This is a genomic window from Kitasatospora purpeofusca (assembly GCF_042691725.1).
GTDB lineage: Bacteria > Actinomycetota > Actinomycetes > Streptomycetales > Streptomycetaceae > Kitasatospora > Kitasatospora purpeofusca_B.
Window position 1 is genome coordinate 5,766,049 of record NZ_CP170483.1, and the last position, 22,560, is coordinate 5,788,608.

Below are 22,560 nucleotides of genomic sequence, written 5' to 3' on the forward strand. Positions count from 1 at the left end.
CTCGTGAGGGAGATCGGGAGTGGGAGAGGGAGGGCGGCGGTGGGGAGCGGTGGGGAGAGGCGCGGTGGGGGACGGCCTGCGCCGGACCGGGCTCCGCCGCACCAACCGTCACGTCGGGCGGCCGTGCGCGACCATGGCGGCCGCCGCCACGCCCCGCCGGGGGCTCATGGCGCGCGACCACACCGGGGCGCCGCCGGGCCGTCGTCCGGCGGGCGGTATGGAGCCGACCGCCACAGCTACGCGGGCTGATGCGTCGGCCGGGCACATGTCGCTGCCCGTACGCCCCACCTACGGTTCCGGCAACCACCCCCGCAGCACCCCCAGGAGCCGGTCATCATGCGCAGCTCGACAGTCCCCACCACGACCCGCTCCGGCGTCCGCTCAGGAGCCCGTCCCGCGCGAGGGCTCGCCGCGGCCGCGGCCTGCGTCCTCCTCGCGGCCGGCTGCGCCAAGGCCGGCACCGCGGGCACCGGCGCGGCCGACGGCGGTGGCAAGAGCCCGGTCAAGGTCGGCCTGGTGTACTCCAAGACCGGCCCGCTCGCCGCGTACGGCAAGCAGTACCTCGAGGGCTTCAAGGCGGGGCTGAACTACGCGACCAAGGGCACCGGCGCCGTCGACGGCCACCGCATCGAGTTCGAGGAGCAGGACGACGCGGGTGACCCGGCCAAGGCGGTGTCGGCCGCCAAGGACCTCATCGGCAAGGGGCACAAGATCCTGGCCGGCTCCACCGCCTCCGGTGTCGCCCTGCAGGTCGGCCCGATCGCCGCCCAGAACAAGGTGCTCTTCATCAGCGGCCCGGCCGCCGCCGACAAGGTCACCGGACTCAACACCTACACCTTCCGTTCCGGCCGCCAGTCCTACCAGGACATCCGGACAGCGGCCTCGTTCATCGGTGACGCCAAGGGCAGGAAGGTCACCGTGCTCGCCCAGGACAACGCCTTCGGCCAGGCCAACGTGGCCGCCGTCAAGGGTGTGCTGGGCGCCCAGGGCGCCACGGTCGACGCCGTGCTCGCCCCGCCGAGCGCGACCGATCTGACCCCCTTCGCCACCCAGGCCAAGAGCGCCAAGCCGGACCTGCTGTTCGTGGCCTGGGCCGGCGACACCTCGGCGGCCCTCTGGACGGCGCTCAACCAGCAGGACGCCTTCGCCGACACCAAGGTCGTCACCGGGCTCGACCTCGCCGCCTCCTACCCGCTCTTCGGTCCGGCCGGCGAGAAGATCTCCTTTCTGAACCACTACTTCGGCGGGGCCGCCGGCACCCCGGTGGAGAAGGCCATGGACGAGGCCGTGACCGCGGCCGGCGGCAAGTCCGACATCTTCACCCCGGACGGCTTCACCGCCGCCCAGATGATCGTGCACGCCGTCGAGGCCAACCACGGCTCGGCCGACGACACCTCCGCCCTGGTGAAGGCCCTCGAAGGCTGGAGCTTCGACGGGGTCAAGGGCAGGACCACGGTGCGGGCCGAGGACCACGCCCTCCTCCAGCCGATGTTCCAGGTCCGGCTCACCGGCACCGGCACGGCCGCCAAGCCCTCGGTCGAGAAGACGCTGACCGCCGACGAGGCGGCGCCCCCGGTCACCCCGATGGCGGGCTGATCGCCGTGTCCCGACCCTCCTTCTCTCCTGCCGTGTCCACCCGGGCCCCTGAGGGCGGCTCCTCGGCCGCCGGGACCGCCCCGGTGCTGCGGGCGACCGGCCTGGGCTGGTCCGTGCGCGGTGTACCGATCGTCGAGGACGTCTCCTTCGCTGTCACGGAGGGCGAGTTCATCGCCTTCATCGGCCCCAACGGAGCGGGCAAGACCTCCCTGTTCAACCTGATCTCCGGCCTCTGCCCGGCGAGCCACGGCCGACTCGAACTCGACGGCGCCGACATCACCGCCGAACCCGTCCACGCCCGTGCGCGCCGCGGCCTCGGCCGGACCTTCCAGACCTCCTCCCTGTGGCCCGGGATGACGGTGGCGGACCACGTCCGGCTCGCCGCGCAGGCCGCCGCCGGCCCCCGGGCCTCGTACCGGCTCTGGCGTCGCGCCGGCCGCTACCCGGAGCAGGTGGCCGAGACCCTGGAGCGCACCGAACTCGCCCACCGTGCCGACACCCTGGCCAGCGCGCTCTCCCACGGTGAGAAGCGCAAACTCGAACTCGCCGTCCTGCTGGTCTCCGACCCGCGGCTCATCCTGCTGGACGAACCGATGGCCGGGGTCAGCGCGGAGGAGGTGCCGGCCCTCACCGCCCTGATCCGCTCCGTCCACCGCGACCTCGGCCGCACCGTACTGATGGTGGAGCACCACATGGACGTCCTGCTCGACCTGGCCGACCGGCTGGCCGTGATGCACCACGGCACGCTGCTCGCCCTGGACGCGCCGGACGCGGTGATGGCCGACGCCACCGTGCAACAGGCCTACCTGGGGGAGGCATTGTGACCGGGTCCGACTCCTCTGCTGCCGACCGCTCCCTCCTTTCCGTCCGCGATCTCCGGGTGGTCATCGACGGGCTGCACATCCTGCACGGCGTCGACTTCGACGTCGCGCCGACCGGCGTGACGGCTCTGCTGGGCCGCAACGGCGCCGGCAAGACCACCACGGTCAAGGCCGTGATGGGCCTGGTGCCGCGCACCGGCAGCATCCGCTTCGCCGGCTCCGAACTCGCCTCCCTTCCCACTCATCTGGTGGTCCGCCAGGGCATCGGCTACGCCCCGGAGGACCGCGGGATCTTCGCAGGCCTGACGGTCGCCGAGAACCTCCGCCTCGCCGAACGGGGCGGGGACGGTGAGCCCGACTACCGGCTGGTCCACGAGCTGTTCCCCGAACTCGAGCGACGATCCGGCCAGTTGGCCGGGACGCTCTCCGGCGGGCAGCAGCAGATGGTGGCCATCGGCCGGACCCTGCTCAACCGGAACCGGCTGATCATCGCCGACGAGCCCACCAAGGGCCTGGCACCGAAGATCGTCGCCGAGGTGGCCGACGTCCTGGCCCGCGCGGCGCAGGCCGTGCCGGTCCTGCTCGTCGAGCAGAACCTCGCCCTGGTCCGACGGCTGGCCGGGACGTGTGCCGTCCTGGCCGACGGCCGCACCGCCCACCGGGGCGACACCGCCGAACTGTTGGCCGACGAGGACGCCGCCCGCCGGCTGCTCGGCGTCGGCGGCCGACGCCCCGGCGCCGCCGCCCCCGCAATCACGGAGGTGAACCTCTGATGGACACCGTCGTCCTCCTCTCCTGTACCGGATTGGGCCTGGGAGCGCTGTACTTCCTGGTCGCCTCCGGCCTGTCGCTGATCTTCGGTCTGATGGACGTGCTCAACTTCGCCCACGGCGCCCTGCTCTCGATCGGCGCCTACGCCACCTGGTGGGCCGGGGCCGAGGCCGGTCTCTCCTTCTGGCTCGCGGTGCCCTTCGGCACCCTGGTCGGAACGGTCGCCGCCGTCCTGCTGGAACTCGCTCTGATCCGGCCGCTCTACAGCCGCCCGCGCGACCAGATCCTCGCCACCGTCGGCGTCGGGCTGGCCGTACCCGCGCTGCTGATGGGGATCTGGGGCGCCGACGCCCGCCCCTTCCCACAGCCGGCGCTGCTCTCCGGCACGTGGCACGTGCTCGGTGCGACCGTCCCGGTGAACCGCTTCGTGCTCGTGGCCGCGGCCGTGCTGCTCCTGCTCGCTCTGAAGGTGTTCCTCGCCCGGACCCGCTACGGGCTGATCGTCCGGGCCGGCGTCGAGGACCGGGCGATGGTCGCCGCGCTCGGCATCGACGTCCGCAAGGCGTTCACTCTCGTCTTCGCCATCGGGGGAGCCGCCGCCTCGCTCGGCGGCGCCCTCGGCGGCCTCTACTTCGGTTCGGTCAATCCCGGCCAGGGCACCGGCCTGCTCGTCTTCGCCTTCGTCGTCGTCGTGATGGGCGGCATGGGCTCCGTCACCGGAGCCGCCGTCGCCTCGGTGTGCGTGGGCCTGGTGCAGCAGTTCGCCAACTACTACACCGCCGCCGGCCTCGGCGACCTCTCGGTCGTCGTCCTGCTGGCCGTCCTGCTCCTGGTCCGGCCCCGCGGACTCACCGGGAGGCTCGCGTGAGCACGAACACCCCCGCCACGAGCACCGGTGGCACCGCCGCCGACCGCACTGCCGTGACCGTACGGCCCGGCACTGACATCGACGGAGCCGGGGGCCGCTCAGGAGGGCCCGAACGGGTCGGAATCGCTCGAACGGGTGAATCAATCACAAATCGCTCGACAATCCTGCGCCGAGGGCTACGATCGTGGCCGATCGCTCTGCTGATCCTGCTCCTTGTCGCCCCATACAGTGCGCTTCCCGTCCCGGGACTGCTCGACGGCCCGCTCGGCAGCCCCGGGAGTCTCCAACTCATCGCCCTGTGCCTGCTCTACGGGGCCCTGGCCTCCGGGTACGACCTCCTGCTCGGCCGTACCGGACTGCTCTCCTTCGGCCACGCGCTCTACTTCGCGACCGGCCTCTACACCACCGACCTCGCCATGCTGGAGCTCCGGCTGCCGTTCGCGGCGGCGGCCGTCTTCGGCGTCGCCTGCACCGTCGCGCTGGCCCTGCTGCTCGGCTCGGTCAGCCTCCGCGTCACCGGCATCGGGTTCTCCATGGTCACCCTGGCCTTCGCGCAGGCCGGTTCGATCCTCGTCCAGCGCAACCCCGGCGGCCTGACCGGCGGCGAGGAGGGCCGGTCGGCGCCGGCCGACCGACTGCCGGCCGCCCTCCTGGGCATCGAGAACACCGCCAACCTCTACTGGATCGCCCTCGCCTACCTGGTCCTGACCCTCGCCGCCGTCCACTGGGCCGTCAGCTCCCCGGCCGGCCGGGTCTGGGAGGGCATCCGGGAGAACGAACGCCGGGTCGAGGTACTCGGACTGCGGCCCTACGGCTACAAGCTGATCGCCTTCGTGCTCGCCGGCGGCCTCGCCGGGGCGGGCGGGGTGGTCTACCTGCTGCTCACCGGCGGCGCGACCCCCCAGGCCGCCACGTCGGACGCGACCCTCTCGCTGCTGGTGATGGTCGTGCTCGGCGGATCCGGTACACGCTGGGGTCCGCTGCTCGGCGGGGTCATCTACACGTGGGCCGGCCACCGGCTCGGCGACCTCGCCAACTCCGCGGCCGTCGCCGACCTGCCGGCGATTCTGCGGGTCCCGCTCTCCCAGCCGCTCTTCCTGCTGGGCGGCCTCTTCGTCGCCGTGGTCTACGTACTGCCGGGCGGCCTGGCCAGGCTGCCCGCCCGGATCCGTGCGGCCCGCGCCACCCGTTCGGCCCGGCCCGCCGGCCGGTCCGCCGTTCCGCCCAGTGCCAGCCCCACCGGAGGTAGTCCCGCGTGAGCCAGTCCGAGAGCCCGTCGATACACCGGACGACCGACCGGTCGGCCCGGCCCGCACCGCCGTCCGAGCTGTCCGCGCCGTCCGGTGCCCCCGGCGGGCCGGCGGCCCCGGAACAGCTGGGCGTCCCGGTCCCCGGCGGGGAGCTGTCCGTGCTCCGCTGGCCGGCCACCGTGCCCGGCGCCCCGACCGTCGTGGCCGTGCACGGCATCACCGCCAACGGCCTCGCCTGGTTCGAGGTCGCCCGGCGGCTCGGCGGCCGGGCCACCCTGCTCGCACCGGACCTGCGCGGGCGCGGTGACAGCCGCGACCTCGGAGGGCCGTACGGACTTGCCCGCCACGCCGACGACGTGGCGGCCCTGATCACCGGGCTCGGTCTGGGGCCGACCGTCGTGGTCGGCCACTCCATGGGCGCGTGGGTGACGGCCCTGGCGGCCGTCCGCCACCCGGACCTGGTCAGCCGGGTGGTGCTGGTCGACGGCGCGGTCACCTTCCCGCTGCCCGAGGGCGTGAGCGAGCACGACGCCCTGGCCGCCGTGCTCGGGCCGGCGCTGGCCCGGCTGTCGATGACCTTCCCCGACCGGCAGGCGTACCGCGAGTTCTGGCAGCGGCATCCGGCCTTCTCCGCCGACTGGTCCGACGAGATCGACGCCTACACCCAGCGCGATCTCGTCGGCGACGAACCCGAGCTGCACTCCTCCTGCGTGCTGGCGGCGGTCGAGACCGACGGGTCGCAGGTCCTGCTGGACCGCGAGGCGGCCACCGCCGTGCACCGGCTGCCCTGCCCGGGCGAACTGATCCGGGCGGAGCGCGGCCTGCTCGACGAGCCGCAGGGCCTCTACGACGAGAAGCGGCTCGCCGCCGTCGGGCTGGATCACACCCACCCGGTCCCGGTGTCGGCGGTGCCGGACACCAACCACTACTCGATCCTCTGGGGCCGCGCGGGGGCCGAGGCGGTGGTCCGCGCTCTGCTCGGCACGGCCTCCACCGGCCCCGCCGACGGGTAGCCGCCGCGACGGGTTAGCCGGCCGCGCCCAGGAAGGACTCCCATCCGCCGGCCGGCGCCTGTCCGACGTTGAGGGTGCGCAGCTTGCGGAGGGTGGATTGGTCCTGGACGTCCAGCCACTCGACGAGCTGCTTGAAGGAGACCAGCCGGACGTCGGGCTTGCCCGCGATGGTCTTGAGCGTCTCCTCGACGGCGTCCATGTAGATGCCGCCGTTCCACTGCTCGAAGTGGTTGCCGATGAAGAACGGTGCACGGTTGCCGTTGTAGGCGCGGTCGAAGCCGGCCAGGTAGGCGTCCCGGGCCTGGGTGCGCCAGTCGTTGTACTTGGCCGGGTCCCCCTTGGTGCTGCCGGCGGACTGGTTGGCCAGGATGTTGTAGTCCATGGAGAGCACCTGGTAGGTGTGCCCGGGGAAGGGGATGCTCTGCAGCTGGAGGTCCCAGATCTTGCCGTCCTGCACCTTCTGGGGCCAGATCTGCAGGCCGCCCGAGGAGCTGGCGTCGTACTTCCACCCCAGGTTGGCGATGGTCGGCAGCAGGGCCTTCTGCCCCTCCAGGCAGGGGGTGCGGCCGCCGATCAGCTCCTTCTTGTAGTCGAAGGGGAGCGGGTCGACGTCGGTGAAGCCGGTGTTCGTCCGCCACTGGGTCACGAAGCCGACGGCCTGGTCTATCTCGCTCTGCCAGTCCTCGGGGGCCCACTTGTTGACGCCGTTGCCGTCCGAGCGGGTCGAGCAGAAGTGGCCGTTGAAGTGGGTGCCTATCTCATGGCCTGCCGACCAGGCCTGGCTGATGAGCTTGAGGGTGGCCTTCACCGCGCCGTCCGACAGATAGGGGATGTCGGAGGCGCCGACCGCGTGCTTCGGCGGGTGGTAGAGGTCCGCCTTGCCCTTGGGCAGGGCGTAGATGCCGGAGAGGAAGAAGGTCATCGAGGCCTTGTGTTCCTCGGCGAGCTTGAGGAACCGGGGGAACTGGCCGTCCTCGGTGCCACCGGCGCCGTCCCAGGAGAAGACCACGAACTGCGGCGGGCGCTCGCCCGGCTTGAGCTTCTCCGGCTTGGGCTGGTTCGGCTGGGGGCCGGTGTCGGAGGTCGAGCCGTCCCCGATCGGGGTGCCCTTGGCCGGGGTCGTGGTGGGGGACCCGGTGGCCGGTCCGGAACTCCCGGTGCCGGTCGTGGGGGCAGGGGCGGATCCGGTGGGATCGGTCGATCCCGAGCTGCCCCCGGAACACGCCGCCACCGCTCCGAGAGCCGCAGTCGCGGCGGTGGCTGTGAGCACGGTCCTGCGCGAGATGGCGGCCATCGTCTCCCCTGGGGTCCGGACCGGGTAATGGTCGCAACTCAGGCCGCGCCGGTCATATCGGACAATTGATTGATTATCCGTCGTTAGCATGTCACGCGAACGCGGAGGCCACCAAGGGCCCGAGGTTCGTCGGCACTGAACACGCCGGGTACGCCTGTGCGGGATCCGAAGGAATGTCTTCTGTTGCCGTCCTGTGACGCTTCGCCCGTTTCGCGGAGAGGGCGTTTCGAGGGCGCTGCCGTCGTGGTGTCAGCCGAGGGGGATGCGGCGACTGCGGCACGCGACCCGCGCGATGGCGGTACTCACCACGGTGGCGGCCGTGCAGGAGACCGCGAGGCTCAGCCAGGCGGTCTCGAACCAGTGGCTGTTGAGCCAGCCGAGGGTCACGATGTAGGCCGCCCAGATCAGCGCGGCCAGCGCCGACCACCGCAGGAAGCGGTGGGGGTGGGCGGGGGAGTGGCCGATGGCCAGGTCGAGGATGGTCCGCCCGGCCGGTACGAACCGGGCGACCACCACGATGGCGGCCGCCGCCCGGGTGGTGCGCCCGTCCAGGGCCTGCTGGACCCGTGCCACGCTGGCCGCCAGCTTCGGGCGGTGCTCCAGACGCCGGTTGACCATCGGCGCACCGCGGCGCGCGAGCTGGAGCAGCAGCAGATCGCCGAGGAAGGAGGCCGTGGCCACCCCGAGCCCGAGCAGTACGGGGGCGCCGTCTATCTGGGCCGTCTTGAGCACCGCGAGTATGACGAGGGTCCCGCTGGGGAGGAAGGGGAGGAAGGCGTCGCCGAGGACGGCGCAGAGCGCCAGGCCGCAGATCCATGAGGATCCGACCAGTGTCGCGATGTCCATGTCCTTACTCCCTCCAGGCTGCCCGGGGGAGCAGTGGTTGCAAGGGACAACGCTAGCGCCTCGACTATTCATGCCATGAAGCACCCCGGGGATGCGGTGGGCACAGGTGTCGGATCTCACATCGGCTCCGGCCCGGCCGGGACATGGCGCATCCCGTCCGGGCGGAACGTGGCACGAGCCCCCGGGGCGGGGTGCCGCTCCGAGGGCTCGCGGGGATCGGTCGGCGCTGGTCCAGCCCGACGATCTTGCTGGTGAGTGCGGATCCGGTTGGGTGATCCGCCTGAGCCCTAGCCTGCCGGATGGCGGCGGCCGACCGCGAGCCCCGGGCTGGCGACTTCCCGCGCTGGCGTGAAGTCGCCACGGGTGTTCGTCCGCTGGCTCTGCGTCAGCCTCTCCGTCCGCGGCCGGAGTCGCCCGCGGCGCACGGGAACGTGGTCGGGCTGTCGGGGGAGGACGGCCGGCAGCCGCCCGCGCGGCGGCCGGGCCGGACCGCCGTCCGGGGAACAAGGGGACCCGGGTGCGGGGTTGACCAGTGTCGGCACCGGCAGCGGCACCGACCGCCTCCGGTGGGCAGCGCCGGTGAACCGCACCGGCGGACGGTACCGACCACGGCCAGGAGGACGGACGGCATGACGACCGAGGACAGGCAGGAGAGCCGGCGGGAGAACGGGGCCGGCTCGCACGTCGCGGACGCGATCCGGGGCACCGCCAGGGGAACGGCGCCCGCCCCGCTGTCGATTCTCGACCTGGCCACCGTCGGGGTCGGCTACACACCCGCGCAGGCGCTCGCCGCGACCACCACCCTGGCCCGCAGCGCCGAACAGTGGGGTTTCCACCGCTTCTGGGTGGCCGAGCACCACGGCATGCCCGGTGTCGCCAGCTCCACGCCCGCCGTCCTGCTGGCCCACCTCGGGGCCCACACCACCACCCTGCGCCTCGGGTCCGGCGGTGTGATGCTGCCCAACCACGCCCCGCTGGCGATCGCCGAGCAGTTCGGCCTGCTGGAGGCGCTCCACCCCGGCCGGATCGACCTCGGCCTCGGCCGGGCCCCCGGCACCGACCAGGCCACCGCCCGGGCCCTGCGCCGGGGCCTCGGGGAGGGCGCCGACGACTTCCCCCGGCAGCTCGTCGAGCTGACCCACTTCCTCGACGGCAGCTTCCCCGCCGGGCACCCGTACGAGCGGCTCACCGCCGTTCCCAAGGGGGAGGGGCGGCCGCCGGTCTGGCTGCTCGGCTCCTCCGGATTCAGCGCCCAGCTGGCCGGCCGGCTCGGCCTGCCGTTCGCCTTCGCGCACCACTTCAGCAGTGCGAACACCCTCCCGGCCCTCGACCTCTACCGCTCGGAGTTCCGCCCCTCGGCCGTTCTCGACGAGCCGTACGCGCTGATCGGGGTGAGCGCGGTCGCGGCCGAGGACGAGGCCTCCGCCCGCCGCCTCGCCCGCTCCGCGGCGCTCGGCATGCTGCGTCTGCGCCAGGGCGATCCGGGCCCGATCCCCACCCCCGGGGAGGCCGAGTCCTACCCGTACAGCCCGGTGGAGGCGGACTTCGTCGACGACTGGCTGGGCAATGTCGTCCTGGGTGCCCCGGGCGACGTGGCCGACGGGCTGGAGGCGCTCCGCAAGCGGACCGGGGTGGACGAGCTGATGGTGACCTCGCACATCCACGGCAACGAGGCGCGGCTGCGGTCCTACGGGCTGATCGCCGAGGCCTACGGCCTGACCGCGGGCCGCACCGTGACCGCCTGAGGGAAGCTGCGACCGAGGCCGGGACGCCCCGGGTCAACGCTCGCCCGGGGTGTCCCGCCGATCCCGGTCCTCCCGGTCCTCCCGGTCCTCCCGGTCCTCCCGCTCCTCGCGGCCGTCGCGGAGTATCGCGGCGACCAGCTCCGCCTCGCCGGGGCGGGCGAAGTACCAGCCCTGGGCGGTGTCGCAGCCGGTGAGCCGCAGCCGTTCGGCCTGCGCGGCGCTCTCGATGCCCTCGGCGGTCACGGTCAGGCCGAGCGTGTGGGCCAGCTGCACCATCGCGCCGACGATCTGCTCGTCGGCGTCGCTCCGCCGCGAGCGGAGCTCGGGGAGCTCCGGCCGGCCGCCGGTCGGGGCCGGGTCGCGGAACCCCTCGATGAAGGTGCCGTCCAGCTTCAGCACGTGCACCGGGAGCCGGGAGAGGTAGGCCAGGTTCGAGTAGCCCGTCCCGAAGTCGTCGATCGCGATGCGCACGCCCATGTCGGCGAGCGCCTGGAGCGCCTGGAGCGGGCGTCCGCCGGGGCCGAGCAGCGCGCTCTCGGTGATCTCCAGCTGCAGCAGCCGCGCCGGCAGGCCGGTGCGGTCGAGGGCCTGGGCGACGTCGGCGACTACGTCGGAGTCCCAGATCTGGCGGGCGGCCAGGTTGACGCTCACGAAGGTCTCGGTCTCGGGGAACTCGGTGAGCCAGCGGCGCGCCTGGCGGCAGGACTCCTCCAGCACCCACTTGCCGAGCGGCACGATCGCCCCGGACTCCTCGGCGAGCGGGATGAAGCGGTCCGGCGAGAGCGTCCCGTAGCGGGGGTGGCGCCAGCGGACCAGGGCCTCGGCGCCGTGCACCGCGCCGTCGGCCAGGCCGACCAGCGGCTGGTACTCGATGGTGAACTCGCCGCGCTCCAGTGCCGGGCGCAGCGCGGTGGCGAGCAGCTGACGGGTCAGCTGGTGGGCGCCCCGGTCGGGGTCGTAGAGGGTCCAGCGGGCCCGGCCGTCGGCCTTGGACCAGTACAGGGTGGCGTCGGCGTCCTTGACCAGGTCGGTGGGGGTGGTCTCGTGCACGGAGCGTTCGACGACGCCGACGCTGGCGGTGACCACCAGCCGGTGGCCGGCCACGTCGAACGGGCGTTCCAGGGCGTCGAGGATCCGGGCGGCCAGGTCGGTGAGCTGGTCGCTGCCGCTGCTGTCGGTCACCAGGACGGCGAACTCGTCGCCGCCCATCCGCGCGACCAGCTGGGTGCCGTGCGCGGAGAAGCCTCGCCGCAGCCGGGTCGCGACGGCGATCAGCAGTTGGTCGCCGATGTGGTGGCCGAGGGCCTCGTTGATCGCGGCGAACCCGTCGAGATCCAGGTAGCAGACGCCGACCCTGGGCCCGACCCCGGCGCCGGCGCCGGCCCCGGGCCCGTCAGCCGCGACACCGTAGCCGTTGGCGGTCCCAGTGCTCCCAGCGCTCCCAGCACCCCCACTGCCCCCGCCCACCGGCCCCGTCGCCCGGTCGGGGGTGAGGCAGGCGGCGTCGAGGCGTTCGAAGAAGTACGTCCGGTTGGGCAGTCGGGTCAGCGGGTCGTGCAGGGCCTGGTACTCGAGGCGGTCGCCGAGCCGGCGCTGCTCGGTGATGTCCTCGACCAGGGCGAGCGTGTACAGCGGGCCGCCCTCGGCGTCCCGGATCAGCGAGACGGTCACCTTGCTCCAGACCGTCCGCCCCGCGCGGTGCTTGAGCTGCTTCTCGACCCGGAGCCGGTCGTGCTCGCCGTGGACGAGTGCGCGGAACAGCCGGCGCGGCATGCCCTCGGGGTCGACGATCTCGTGGATGTGGGTCCGTACCAGCTCGTCGACGGTGCGGCCGGTCAATGCGGCGAAGGCCGGGTTGACCTCGATGATCCGGTCCTCGGGGTCGATGAGGGCCATGCCGATGGCGGCGTCGGAGAAGGCGGCCCGCAGCCGGGACTCGCTGGCCCGCAGGGCGGCCAGCTGTCGGCCGTCGCCCTCGGTCACCGGCCGGCCGTTCGCACCGCCGCCGTCCGGCTCGTGATGGGTGCCGTCACCGAGCGGCGCCGAGCAGGTGGGGCAGCGGAGGTCGGTGTCGTCGACCGGGGTCTCCCGGGGGTCGGCCAGGGCGGCTCGGGCCGCGCCGTTGGCCGTGCCGTTGACCGGGGCGGGGTGGAGGGCGGGCGGCGGGAGGCGGCGTGGCCGCGGTTCCTCGTGCCGCACGCCTGGGTGGTGTGCGTCGGCCCCCTCGTTCTGGCCCGGCACGGCATGCTCCCGTCCGCTGCTGACGCTTGACGCTTGACGCTGGTCCGGCCGGCCACCCGACTTCGGCGGCCGGCTCCGCACTCTGCCGGACTCGCGGAGAAGGGACTCCGGTGCGGGACGCTCGGGACGGAGCGGCCGGGTGGGAGCCCGCCTGAGGAACCGTGAGGAACAGGGCGCTGCGGCCGATCATAGGACGCGATGGCAACGCGCGGTGACCGCCGCCAGGGTGATTCGTCTGGTTTGGGGTTAAGTGTGGTGATACATGCGGACGCCCCTGGTGCACATCACATGATGTGCACCAGGGGCGTGTGCTCCGGGAACGCGCCCTCGGGACCCGGTTCGGCGCCGACCGCGCGTTGTGCCTGCGCCGACGCCTGCGCCGACGCCTCTGCCGATGCCTGTGCTGAGGCCTGGGCCGGGGCCGGGGGCGGGACGCCCGGGGAGGTCAGCCGGCCAGATTGGCCGTGAGGGTGATGGTGGTGCCGGTCAGGGCCTGGCTCACCGGGCAGTTCGCCTTGGCGTCCTCGGCGGCCTTCACGAAGCCGGCCTCGTCCAGCCCGGGTACCACGCCGGTGACCGTCAGGTGGATGCCGGTGATGCCGGTGCCCGGCTGGAAGGTGACATCGGCCTGGGTGTCGAGCGTGGTGGGCGGGGTGCCCGCGCCGGTCAGGCCGTGCGAGAGGGCCATCGAGAAACAGGCGGAGTGCGCGGCGGCGATGAGCTCCTCCGGGCTGGTCTTGCCGTTCGGGGCCTCGGCGCGGGCCGGCCACGAGACCGGGTACTCGCCGATGCCGGACGACGCGAACGTCACCTGGCCCTTGCCGTCGACCAGGTTGCCTTCCCAAGCGGTGCGGGCGGTGCGGGTGGTTGCCACGATCGGTACCTCCGTTACTGAGGAACTGCTGATTCGTCACGTCCGGTTATGCCGCGGCCCAGCCTACGTGCAGGTCGGGGGCGTGCCACAAGTAGCGCACCGGTCCGCCGCGTCCGAAAATCCCCCGGCCGCCCGGGCGGGTCGGGCCGTCCGTGGACGGACCCCGGCAGCTCGGGACGCCGTCCGGCGGTCGGTCCGTGTGCCGTCCGTATCGTGGACGGTTAGGCCGAATGGTGCGGGCCCGTGCCGGGCGCCCTGTTAGATTGGCCCGGGCCCGGGCCCGGCCGCCGCGCGGTCGGGCGCACCACCGAGAGAGCCGCGGAGCCGCCCCGATGACGGACCACCCCACGACCCCCGATGCCGGACTGCCCGAGGGGGTCGACGACGCCGTGCGGGCCGAGCTGACCAGCCTGCGCGAGAGCATCGACAACATCGACGCCGCGGTGGTCCACATGCTGGCCGAGCGCTTCAAGGCCACCCAGCGGGTCGGCCGGCTCAAGGCCGAGCACAAGCTCCCGCCCGCCGACCCCGCCCGCGAGCGCACCCAGATCAAGCGCCTGCGGGAGCTGGCCGCCGGGGCGCACCTGGACCCGGTGTTCGCGGAGAAGTTCCTCAATTTCATCATCGCCGAGGTCATCCGCCACCACGAGGCCATCGCGAGCGACGCCGTGATCAGCGGGAACGCCTCCGCCTGACCGGCATCGACCGGCCGGGCCGGGAGTATCCGGGGGAGGTGTGCCCGGACCGGCGGGATGTCTGGCGCGGGTAAACACCCGATTTCGCCTCGATCCCCGGTTGGCGTAGCGTGCAGGTTCCCCCGCAGCCGGAGAGTGGAGCAGCGACGATGGCGGTGAACCTGCCCGATACGCACGGCGGCGACGCCGAGGCAGGGCCGGCCGCCCCGGTCGGGGGCCGGGCCGAGGCACGGCGGGCGCGCCGCGCGGCCGAGGGGCGCCGGAGCAGGCCGCCGAAGGACCGCCGGTCCGGCCGGCGGCCGCGGCCGTGGTGGATCGAGATCCCGGCGATGGCGGCGGTCGGCCTGGTGGTCGCGCTGCTGATCAAGACCTGTCTCTTCCAGGTGTTCACCATCCCCTCCGGTTCGATGGAGAACACCCTGCGGGTCGGTGACCGGGTCGGCGTGAACAAGCTGGCCCCGCTGACCGGCTGGGAGCCGGAGCCGGGCCAGCCGGTGGTGTTCAAGGACCCGGGGGACTGGCTGCCGCCGCAGCCGAGCGGCGGGAACCCCGTCGCCAACGCGCTGGGCTCGGTGCTCTCCTTCGTCGGCCTGGTGCCGCCCAAGGACGACAACTACCTGGTCAAGCGGGTCATCGCGACCGGCGGGCAGACCGTGCAGTGCTCGGGCACCACGCTGACCGTCGACGGCGCCAAGCTCGACGAGCCGTACCTGCACCCCGGGGACGACTCCTGCGCCGGGCTGGACTTCGGTCCGGTGACGGTGCCGCAGGGCTACGTCTGGGTCGAGGGCGACCACCGCAGCGACTCGGCGGACTCGCGCTACCACCAGCGCGGCCCCGGCGGCGGGGCCGTGCCGGTGGACAACGTGGTCGGCCCGGTGTCGGGCGTCGTGTGGCCGCTCGGCCACCTCGACTGGTTCGGCTGGGTCGGCCGCTGACCCCGGCCCGGACGACCGCACGTCGGCCCGCTCACCGCCCCGCACACCGGCCCGGCCGGTGCCCCGGGCAGCACCCCGGGCAACACCCCGCCCCCCGCACCGGGCAGGCCGGCTAGCGCCGGTCCCGCTCCCCGCCCCGGCGGCCCTCGGCCTCGGCGGCCCGGGCGAGCCGCTCGCCGAGCGCCGTCGCCCCGGCCGGCACCGGCGCGGCCGGGGCCGGCTCCGGCCCGGGCGCCTCGGCGGGCTTGCCGGCCTGGGCGGCGAACGCCCCGGCCAGCACCAGCAGGCCGCCGGCCATCTGCGGCAGGCCGAGGTGCTCGCCCAGCAGGACCCAGGCCAGCACGGTGGCCACGACGGCCTCCAGGTTGGCCACCACCCCGGCGACCGGCGGCGACAGGTGCTGGACGGCGACGACGCCGGTCAGATAGGCGAGCACGGTCGCGACCAGGACCATCCAGGCCGCCGGGAGCAGCGCGGGCACGGCGTGCCCGTTCATCACCACGTCCCCGCCGAGCTTGCCCCAGTCCGCCTCCCAGGGGCGGGTCAGGGCGGTGAGCACGATCGAGCCGATCAGCAGGCCGTAGGCGCTGACGGCGATCGGGTCGACCGGGCGCTCGCCCCGGCTGCCGGCGTCGGCGAGCACGAAGTAGCCGACCTGGCAGCAGGCCGCCCCCAGGGCGAACAGCACGCCGAGCGCGTCGAAGCTCAGCCCGTTCCAGGCCTCGACCACGCAGGCGAGTCCGGCGACCGCGACGCCGGCACCGATCGCCGAGCCCCGGCTGATCGGCCGGCGCTGGACGAACCGCACGTAGCCGATGAGCAGCGGCGGGCCGAGGTACTCGATGAGCAGGGCGACGCCGACCGGGATCCGGGAGATCGCCGCGAAGTAGCAGGCCTGGACGCCGGCCACGGCGAGCAGGCCGAAGCCGATCAGCAGGCCGGGCCGCCGCCGGACGGCCTCGCGGTGGCGGTAGGCCAGCGGCAGCAGCACGACGGCGGCGCCGGTGACCCGGAGCCAGACCACGTGGAGGGGGGAGAGCCCGGCCTCGATCAGTGGCTTGGCCGCGGTGCCGGAGCCGCCGAAGGCGAACGCGGAGACGAGGGCGAGGGTGAGACCGAGGGTCCGGCCGCGCGAGCGGCCGAGCAGGGGGTTGGAGCTGTGCACCGACGAATTGTGACAGTGTTACCGGTATTCGGTAAGGGGTCATTCCATCATTCGGTCCTGCCCGGTGCTGTGCGCGAGCGCCCGCTACCCGGCCGATCCGGCCCCGGCCCCGGCCAGCGCACTCGTCCCGCCGCCGGTGGCGTCCGTCCCGCTGCCGCCGCCGGATCCCGACCCCGATCCCGAGCCGGAACCGCCGGACCCGGTGCCCCCGGTCGGCGGCGGTGGCGTGGTCGGCCCGGTGGTGGGGCCGGTGCTCGGCCCCGTCGGCTTGGTCGGCTTGCTGCTCGGCGGCGGGGTGGCCGGCTGGGTCGGCGCGGTGTTCCCACCGCCGGACCCGGACCCGGACCCGGACCCTGACCCGGAACCGCCCGAGCCCGAGCCGCCGGACCCCGAGCCGCCGGTGCCGCCCGAAGGCTGCGGGGCGGTGGTCGGGCCGGTGGACGGCGCGGTGGACGGCTCCGAGCCCGCACCGCCGGAGGAGCCGGAACCGCCCGGGGACGACGCGCCGCCGGACGGCGTCGCGGACCCGTCGGGGGCGGTCGGCGGAGTGCTCGAAGGACCGGACGAGGAGCCCGAGGAGCCCGAGCCGCCGCGGGCGTCCTCCGCACCCGAGGGAGCGGGGAAGTCGCTGACCGGCTGGCCCTTCAGGGCGGCCTTCATGTAGGTGGTCCAGATCTGCGCGGGGTACTGGCCGCCCGCCGCGCCGTCGATCCCGCCGGTGCCACTCAGGCTGACCTGCGCGCCGGTGGTCGGATCCTGCCCGAACAGCGCGACCGAGGTGACCAGCTCCGGGGTGTACCCGATGAACCAGACCGACTTCTGGTCGTCCGTCGTACCGGTCTTGCCCGCGGCGGGCCGGCCCAGCGCCTTCGCGCGCCAGCCGGTGCCGCCCTGGTCGCTGACCACGCCCTGGAGCATCGCCGTGACCTCGCGCGCGGTCTGCTCGCTGATCGCCTGGGTGGTCTTGTGCGCGGGCAGCGCGACCGGCTCGCCCTCGTGGCTCACCGCCTGCACCAGCCACGGGGTGATCTGCTTGCCGCCGTTGTCCAGCGTGGCGTACACGCCCGCCAGGTCGAGCACGCTCGGGGTGGCGGTGCCCAGCGGGATCGACGGCACCGGGTCCAGCCCGGGGGTGTTGCCGGGCAGGCCGAGCGCGATCGCGGTCTCCCGCACCTTGGCCAGCCCGGTGTCCTGGGCGAGCTGGGCGAAGGCCGAGTTCACCGACCAGTCGGTGGCCTGCTGCAGGGTGATCTGGCCGTAGCTCTTGTCGCCCTCGTTCGGCGGTGCGTACGGGGTGCCCTTGCCGCCGCGGACCTTGCGGCCGCTGGTGCCGTCGTAGACGGTGCGCGGGGTGATGGTCTGGCCGGACTGCGTCTTGGCGTCGTTCTCCAGCGCCGCGGCCAGCGCGATCGCCTTGAACGTCGAGCCCGCCTGGTAGTCCCGCCGGGTCGCGTTGTCGACGTAGTGCTTGGTGTAGTCGACGCCGCCGTACAGGGCGACCACGGCACCGGTCTTCGGGTCCACGGAGACGGCGCCGGGCTGCGCGGCGGCGTCCTTCTTCCGCTTCTCCGGGTTCAGGGTGTCGTGCAGCTGGCCCTGGACGGCGTCCTCCAGGGCCTGCTGACGGGTCGGGTCGACGGTCAGCTTGATCGTGTAGCCGCCCCTGGCCAGCTCCGACTCGCTGATGATCTGGTTGCCGGTGAGGTACTCGGTCGCGGCGTTGACCAGGTAGCCGGCCTGGCCGGAGAGCCCGAGCTGCGCCTGCGGGTCCTTGACCTCGGGGAAGGTGGTGGCGGCCCGCTCCTCGGCGGAGAGCCAGCCCTCCTTCACCATGCCGTCGAGCACGTAGTTCCAGCGGTTGACGGCGTTCTGCTTGCCCGCCGGGGTGGCGGTGGCCACGTCGTAGGCGCTCGGGGCGTTCAGCAGCGCGGCCAGGTAGGCGCCCTGGGCGGCGTTCAGCTCGGAGGCGTCGACGCCGAAGTACTGCTGCGCGGCGGCCTGGATGCCGTACGCGCCGCGCCCGTAGTAGGAGGTGTTGAGGTAACTGGAGAGGATCTCGTCCTTGCTCTCGGTGGCGTCCACCTTGATCGCTATGAAGAGTTCCTTCACCTTGCGGGTGAGCGACTGCTTCTGGTTCAGGTACGTGTTCTTCACGTACTGCTGGGTGATCGTGGAGCCGCCCTGGGTGCCCTCGCCCTTGGCGGTCTTGAGGGCGGCGCGGACCAGGCCGGGTATGTTGACGGCGCCCTCGTGGTAGAAGTTGCGGTCCTCGGCGGCCAGCGTGGCGTGCTGCGCGGCCGGGGAGACCTTGTCCAGCCCGACGTTCTGCCGGTTGGTCTGGCCGGTCCGGGCGATCACCGAGCCGTCCTGGTAGAGCCAGGTGTTGCTCTGCGCGGTCGCGGCGGCGTGCGCGTCGGGCACCTTCACCAGGGCGATGCCGAGGGCGAAGAGGCCGACCCCGAGCAGCAGCGCGGTGGCGAAGCCGACCAGGGTCATCCGCCAGGTGGGGATCAGTCTGCGCCAGCCGGTGCGGCGGGGCCTGCGGGGTCGACGGGCCTTGGGTCTGCGGGTGCGCGGCGCGCCGCTCAGGGCGATACGGGACAAAGCGGCGGCCTCTCCTGCGGGCGGGCGGCTGCGCGGGCGACAGGAGGCACGGGGACCGTGCCGGCTCGCGCAGACGGGATCGTCGGCGGTCGGGGACCTTATGCCCCTTTTCCGGTTTACAGCCCAGAACGCGCCGAAGGTACCGGTTGGCTCCACGGCGTCGGGAAGCGAGACCGACATCACACACAAATCGGACGTCAATGGGCAGCGAAAAGCCGGAGAGCCCCTCGTGATGTACGAGAGGCTCCCCGGTGTCGGTGCGCCGCCAGGGACTCGAACCCCGGACCCGCTGATTAAGAGTCAGCTGCTCTAACCAACTGAGCTAGCGGCGCCTGCTGACGGGGGAAACAATACACGCTTCCGCGGGCTGCCTCGCGCCACCTGGGAAGTCACCGGGGTCGACCTGTCCGTTTTCGACCGGTTGGGGCGGGGTTTGCTGCCGGTTAGGGTGGAATCGTGCCCAGCTCCCACCCCGGTCGCCGGAGCGCTCGGCTCACCCCCGCCCCTGCCTCCGCCCCCGCCCCCGGCGTCACCCGCGCCGTCGCCGCCCTGCTGCTGCTCAGCGCGGTCGCGTACACCGCGTGGGTCCTGGAAGTGGTGCTCAGTACCGGGCTCGACCCGGTCCAGGCGTACCTCAGCGAGCTGGCCGCCGAGGACCAGCCGCTGGGCGGCCTCTTCCGGGCCACCGACCTGGTCGCCGGACTCGCGGTGCTGGCGGCCGCCGTCCTCGCCCTGGCCGCGTTCCACGGTCCGGTCCGGGTGCGCGCCGGATCCGGTGGCGGGCGGCCCTGGGCGGTGACCGGATGGGCCGCGCTCGCGCTGTTCGGCGCGGCCACCGCCGCCGACTCGCGACTGCCGCTGAGCTGCGCGCCCACCAGCGACGAGATGTGCGCCGCCCGCGAGACCGCCGGTCTCGTCCCGGCCACCCACACCGCCCACGCCGTGACCAGCAGCCTGGCGGTGCTCGGCGCGCTCGGCGGGCTGACCGCGCTCACCGTCGCCGCCCGGCGCCACGGCTGGTGGCCGCCGGTGCGCCGGTACGGGCCGTGGCTGCTGGGCGCCGAGCTGCTCGCCACCGGGTGGAGCCTCGGCGCGATCGCGGCCTTCGAGGCAGGCCGCGGCACCTGGGCGCTGGGCGCCGGCCAGCGGCTCCAGGTGCTGCTCGTCGCGCTCTGGCTGGCCCTGCTCGCGGCCGCCCTCCGCCCCGGCGCGAACTCCGGCGTGAACTCCGGCGCGGACTCCGGCGCGGACTCCGGGGAGGCCCACGCCGCCCCCTCGGCCGCCACCACCCGCCCCCGGCCCGACCGGCTGGATCCGCAGCCCGACCAGCGGGACCCGGTATGACCGGCGCGCACCCGTACCGCGAGCGCGGCGCCGACCCGGTCTTCCTGCGGATCGACGGCACCCCGCTGCACGTGCGCGTCGAGGGGCAGGGCCCGGTGTGCCTGCTCACCGGGGGGCTGGGCAGCAGCTGGTTCGACTGGGACCTCGTCGTTCCCTTCCTCGCCCCGTACCGCACCGTGGTCCGCTTCGACCGGCCCGGCTACGGCCTGAGCGCGCCCGAGCCGGCCGACCGGCCCCTGCCGACCGCCGTCGGCGAGGCGCGCCGGATCCGGGCCGTCCTGGACGCGCTCGCCCTGCCCGGGCCGTGCACGGTGGCCGGGCACTCGCTCGCGGCGTTCCACGTCGAGGCCTTCGCCCGGCTGTACCCGGAGCGGACGGCCGGGCTGGTCCTGCTGGACGGCAGCGTCGAACCCGAGCCGCGCCCGCGCCCGGCCCCCGGCCTGCGCGACCTCGCGGCGCGCGCCGCCGCCGGGGCGGCCACCGCCGCCGCCGTGCCGTACCTGCTCGGGCCCGCCGCGCGCCGGCTGGCCGCCCGGGCCACCACGGTGCGGCGCGAGGACCTCGCCCCGGCGCCGCTGGTCCGGCGCTGCTACCGCACCGGGCGCTCCCTGCGGGCGCTGCTCCGGGAGAACACCCGCTACCTGGACATGGCCGCCGAACTGGCCGGGCTGCGCCGCACCGACCCGTTGCCGGCGGACCTGCCGGTCACCGTGCTCGCCGCCGACGACGGCCTGCGCGGCCGGCGGACCGAGGAGTGGCTGACCGCGCAGCGGGAACTGGCCGCGCTGCTCGGCGCCGAGTACCGCAGCACCGCCCCGGCCGGGCACCTGGTGATGTTCGACCGCCCGGACGCGGTGGCCTCGGCGGTGCTGGACACGGCGCGCTGATCGGGCGGGAGCGGGCTCGGCCCCCGTCTCGGCCCGGCCTCGGCCTCCGCCCCCGTCGGAGTTGTCCGCCGCGATCACCCGTCGGACGGCCTGGGCGATCGGCAGGTTCCGGGCCGCCCGGCGCGCGGCGTTCCGGAGCGCGGTGTGCTCCCGGCCGGGATGGATCCGGCGGTCCATCCGGCCCGCCCGGAGCAGTCCCGTCGGCTGCCGGTCCCGCTCGCCCGTCCCGGGCGGCGCCCGCATCGGCCATTCCCGCAACGTCCCCGGCCCCGGTCCGGGCCGAGGTCGCGGCGACCCGGTCGGTGATCTCCTGCCCGGCGGCGGCCCGCACCGGCAGCAGCATTCCAGCCGGGCGAGCACGGCCGCGCCGATCCTGTCGTGCGCCCCGAGCGGCTGGAACCCGGTGATCCGCCGGCCGTCGACGGCGATCCGCCCGGTGAGCAGCAGCTCCGCGAGCACGGCGCCGGCGATCACCCGCTGGAAGGCGGCCGAGGAGACCCGCAGCCGCCCGCGCGCCGGGTCGGTGCGGAGCAGGAGCAACTCCTCCGGGAGTGGAGGACCCGACGGAGGCCCGCACCGTCCACCCTGGCGCCGGGAAACGCCGAAGGGCCCCCTCGCTGCTGCGAGAGGACCCTTCGACCGTCGGTGCGCCGCCAGGGACTCGAACCCCGGACCCGCTGATTAAGAGTCAGCTGCTCTAACCAACTGAGCTAGCGGCGCCTGCTGACCTGGAAGACATTACACGCGGTCGGGCCGATCCGCCGAATCGGCGCCGTCCGGTGGCTCTGGGTGACGAACGGGCCGGCCTCAGCGGCTCGCCGGGAGCCGGCTCAGGAAGACCTGGAAGGCGTCGGGCTGGACGGCGTTCACGCCGTCGAAGGGGTAGTTCATCTCCTTGATCACGATCAGCACCACGCAGATCATCGCGGTCATGGTCAGCACCATCGCGAGGTGCAGCCGGATGCTGGAGATGCCGAACACGAAGGCGAAGCCGATGGTCAGCACCGCGCCGGCGATCAGCGGGATCCAGAGCAGCGGCGGCACCGCGTCCTGGACCTGGGTGAGCCGGGCGCGGCGTTCGCTGGCCAGGCCCTCGACGTGCTGGAGGGCGTTCTGGAACTGCGCCTGCTGGCGGAAGTCGAGGGGTTGCAGGGCGTTGGTGGTGTCGCGGATCCGGTACACCAGTTCGGTGGTGTTCGGGTCGGTGCGGTGGTTGGCCATCAACTGCCACTCGGCCCCGATGACGTTGTGCGCGTACTGGAGGGTGAGGTTGGTCAGCTCGACGCCCGCGGGGCTGTCGAACTGCCGGGACGTCCAGTAGAGGCCGGCCAGTTGGTCGGCCTCGCGGAAGGTGGTGGCCCGGGCGGAGTCGGCGGCTTCCCAGACGACGATCACCACGAAGGCGAGCAGGACGGCGTAGAGGACGCCGACCATGGCGAAGATGGCCGCCGTCACCTCGTTGTGCGGTTCCCGGTCCTGGGTGGACACGAAGCGGGGCAGCAGCAGGAGCACCACGGTGACGATGGCCATCGAGCCGAACAGGATCGTCAGGTTGGACCAGGTCATAGCAGCAGTTGTCGCACGGCGGCCGGGGGCCCGCCAGGCGGG

At 73.7% G+C, this 22,560-nt stretch carries 18 protein-coding genes, 2 tRNA genes and 1 pseudogene; 11 read left to right on the top strand and 10 right to left on the bottom strand.

The window, feature by feature from the left end; translation table 11 throughout:
* The first annotated feature begins 336 nt into the window (after window positions 1–336).
* From ACFCLZ_RS24930 to ACFCLZ_RS24955, 6 genes are all read left to right on the top strand, one after another.
* Window positions 337–1,596 carry a substrate-binding domain-containing protein gene (locus tag ACFCLZ_RS24930; protein ID WP_380279409.1) on the top strand — a complete coding sequence of 420 codons (1,260 nt, stop codon included), beginning with the start codon at window positions 337–339 and terminating at the stop codon, window positions 1,594–1,596.
* Between the two features lie 32 nt (window positions 1,597–1,628).
* Window positions 1,629–2,420: an ABC transporter ATP-binding protein gene (locus ACFCLZ_RS24935; RefSeq protein WP_380279410.1), complete on the top strand. Its 792-nt coding sequence runs from the start codon at window positions 1,629–1,631 to the stop codon at window positions 2,418–2,420.
* Window positions 2,417–3,190, top strand: coding sequence for an ABC transporter ATP-binding protein (locus ACFCLZ_RS24940; RefSeq protein WP_380279412.1), 774 nt, complete (start codon window positions 2,417–2,419; stop codon window positions 3,188–3,190). Before ACFCLZ_RS24935 ends, ACFCLZ_RS24940 begins: the two co-directional genes overlap by 4 nt.
* On the top strand, window positions 3,190–4,056 hold the full coding sequence (locus ACFCLZ_RS24945) for a branched-chain amino acid ABC transporter permease (protein ID WP_380279414.1): 867 nt from the start codon (window positions 3,190–3,192) through the stop codon (window positions 4,054–4,056). Before ACFCLZ_RS24940 ends, ACFCLZ_RS24945 begins: the two co-directional genes overlap by 1 nt.
* Before the next feature lie 161 nt (window positions 4,057–4,217).
* A complete protein-coding gene (locus ACFCLZ_RS24950; RefSeq protein ID WP_380286274.1) occupies window positions 4,218–5,315 on the top strand; it encodes a branched-chain amino acid ABC transporter permease in 1,098 nt (365 codons plus the stop codon).
* Window positions 5,316–5,383: 68 nt separating this feature from the next.
* Window positions 5,384–6,319, top strand: coding sequence for an alpha/beta fold hydrolase (locus tag ACFCLZ_RS24955; protein WP_380286275.1), 936 nt, complete (start codon window positions 5,384–5,386; stop codon window positions 6,317–6,319).
* 13 nt (window positions 6,320–6,332) lie between these two features.
* Here ACFCLZ_RS24955 and ACFCLZ_RS24960 read toward each other — a convergent pair whose 3' ends face one another.
* Window positions 6,333–7,613: a hypothetical protein gene (locus ACFCLZ_RS24960; protein WP_380279416.1), complete on the bottom strand. Its 1,281-nt coding sequence runs from the start codon at window positions 7,611–7,613 to the stop codon at window positions 6,333–6,335.
* Window positions 7,614–7,862: 249 nt separating this feature from the next.
* On the bottom strand, window positions 7,863–8,459 hold the full coding sequence (locus tag ACFCLZ_RS24965; RefSeq protein WP_380279418.1) for a DedA family protein: 597 nt from the start codon (window positions 8,457–8,459) through the stop codon (window positions 7,863–7,865).
* Between the two features lie 629 nt (window positions 8,460–9,088).
* On the opposite strand from ACFCLZ_RS24965, the gene ACFCLZ_RS24970 reads away from it, so the two are divergent.
* Complete coding sequence (locus ACFCLZ_RS24970; RefSeq protein WP_380279420.1) at window positions 9,089–10,204, top strand: LLM class flavin-dependent oxidoreductase; 1,116 nt, start codon at window positions 9,089–9,091, stop codon at window positions 10,202–10,204.
* Window positions 10,205–10,237: 33 nt separating this feature from the next.
* Here the strand turns inward: ACFCLZ_RS24970 and ACFCLZ_RS24975 are convergent, their stop codons facing one another.
* Both ACFCLZ_RS24975 and ACFCLZ_RS24980 read right to left on the bottom strand, forming a co-directional pair.
* Entirely contained in the window at window positions 10,238–12,403 is a 2,166-nt protein-coding gene (locus ACFCLZ_RS24975) for a putative bifunctional diguanylate cyclase/phosphodiesterase (RefSeq protein WP_380279422.1), read from the bottom strand.
* A gap of 487 nt (window positions 12,404–12,890) precedes the next feature.
* Entirely contained in the window at window positions 12,891–13,319 is a 429-nt protein-coding gene (locus ACFCLZ_RS24980) for an OsmC family protein (RefSeq protein ID WP_380279424.1), read from the bottom strand.
* Between the two features lie 332 nt (window positions 13,320–13,651).
* Here ACFCLZ_RS24980 and ACFCLZ_RS24985 point away from each other — a divergent pair, with 332 nt between their 5' ends.
* Both ACFCLZ_RS24985 and lepB read left to right on the top strand, forming a co-directional pair.
* Entirely contained in the window at window positions 13,652–14,014 is a 363-nt protein-coding gene (locus tag ACFCLZ_RS24985) for a chorismate mutase (protein ID WP_380279426.1), read from the top strand.
* 149 nt (window positions 14,015–14,163) lie between these two features.
* Entirely contained in the window at window positions 14,164–14,952 is a 789-nt protein-coding gene (lepB, locus tag ACFCLZ_RS24990; RefSeq protein ID WP_380279428.1) for a signal peptidase I, read from the top strand.
* 112 nt (window positions 14,953–15,064) lie between these two features.
* Here lepB and ACFCLZ_RS24995 read toward each other — a convergent pair whose 3' ends face one another.
* The 3 genes from ACFCLZ_RS24995 to ACFCLZ_RS25005 form a co-directional block, all read right to left on the bottom strand.
* Window positions 15,065–16,117, bottom strand: coding sequence for a DMT family transporter (locus tag ACFCLZ_RS24995; RefSeq protein ID WP_380279430.1), 1,053 nt, complete (start codon window positions 16,115–16,117; stop codon window positions 15,065–15,067).
* An 84-nt stretch (window positions 16,118–16,201) separates the two neighbouring features.
* Entirely contained in the window at window positions 16,202–18,721 is a 2,520-nt protein-coding gene (locus ACFCLZ_RS25000; protein WP_380279432.1) for a transglycosylase domain-containing protein, read from the bottom strand.
* Between the two features lie 258 nt (window positions 18,722–18,979).
* Window positions 18,980–19,053: transfer RNA gene (locus ACFCLZ_RS25005), tRNA-Lys, on the bottom strand.
* A 124-nt stretch (window positions 19,054–19,177) separates the two neighbouring features.
* On the opposite strand from ACFCLZ_RS25005, the gene ACFCLZ_RS25010 reads away from it, so the two are divergent.
* On the top strand, window positions 19,178–20,065 hold the full coding sequence (locus ACFCLZ_RS25010) for a DUF998 domain-containing protein (protein ID WP_380279434.1): 888 nt from the start codon (window positions 19,178–19,180) through the stop codon (window positions 20,063–20,065).
* The gene (locus ACFCLZ_RS25015; protein WP_380279435.1) at window positions 20,062–20,952 is read left to right on the top strand and encodes an alpha/beta fold hydrolase; all 891 of its coding nucleotides are present in this window, start codon (window positions 20,062–20,064) and stop codon (window positions 20,950–20,952) included. The genes ACFCLZ_RS25010 and ACFCLZ_RS25015 overlap by 4 nt, the downstream gene beginning before the upstream one ends.
* A gap of 354 nt (window positions 20,953–21,306) precedes the next feature.
* Here the strand turns inward: ACFCLZ_RS25015 and ACFCLZ_RS25020 are convergent.
* The 3 genes and pseudogenes from ACFCLZ_RS25020 to ACFCLZ_RS25030 all read right to left on the bottom strand — a co-directional run.
* Window positions 21,307–21,492: pseudogene (locus ACFCLZ_RS25020) on the bottom strand (GPP34 family phosphoprotein); the annotation flags it as partial.
* Window positions 21,493–21,598: 106 nt separating this feature from the next.
* Window positions 21,599–21,672 (bottom strand) — tRNA-Lys (locus ACFCLZ_RS25025).
* An 87-nt stretch (window positions 21,673–21,759) separates the two neighbouring features.
* On the bottom strand, window positions 21,760–22,518 hold the full coding sequence (locus ACFCLZ_RS25030; protein ID WP_380279437.1) for a DUF4239 domain-containing protein: 759 nt from the start codon (window positions 22,516–22,518) through the stop codon (window positions 21,760–21,762).
* Between the last annotated feature and the right edge of the window lie 42 nt (window positions 22,519–22,560).

Bases quoted from the DNA above. Each gene is read 5' to 3' on its own strand.
- ACFCLZ_RS25015 (WP_380279435.1), top strand. From the start codon at position 20,062: ATGACCGGCGCGCACCCGTACCGCGAGCGCGGCGCCGACCCGGTCTTC.
- ACFCLZ_RS25030 (WP_380279437.1), bottom strand. From the start codon at position 22,518: ATGACCTGGTCCAACCTGACGATCCTGTTCGGCTCGATGGCCATCGTC.
- ACFCLZ_RS24930 (WP_380279409.1), top strand. From the start codon at position 337: ATGCGCAGCTCGACAGTCCCCACCACGACCCGCTCCGGCGTCCGCTCA.
- ACFCLZ_RS24985 (WP_380279426.1), top strand. From the start codon at position 13,652: ATGACGGACCACCCCACGACCCCCGATGCCGGACTGCCCGAGGGGGTC.
- ACFCLZ_RS24965 (WP_380279418.1), bottom strand. From the start codon at position 8,459: ATGGACATCGCGACACTGGTCGGATCCTCATGGATCTGCGGCCTGGCG.
- ACFCLZ_RS24960 (WP_380279416.1), bottom strand. From the start codon at position 7,613: ATGGCCGCCATCTCGCGCAGGACCGTGCTCACAGCCACCGCCGCGACT.
- lepB (WP_380279428.1), top strand. From the start codon at position 14,164: ATGGCGGTGAACCTGCCCGATACGCACGGCGGCGACGCCGAGGCAGGG.
- ACFCLZ_RS24970 (WP_380279420.1), top strand. From the start codon at position 9,089: ATGACGACCGAGGACAGGCAGGAGAGCCGGCGGGAGAACGGGGCCGGC.
- ACFCLZ_RS24945 (WP_380279414.1), top strand. From the start codon at position 3,190: ATGGACACCGTCGTCCTCCTCTCCTGTACCGGATTGGGCCTGGGAGCG.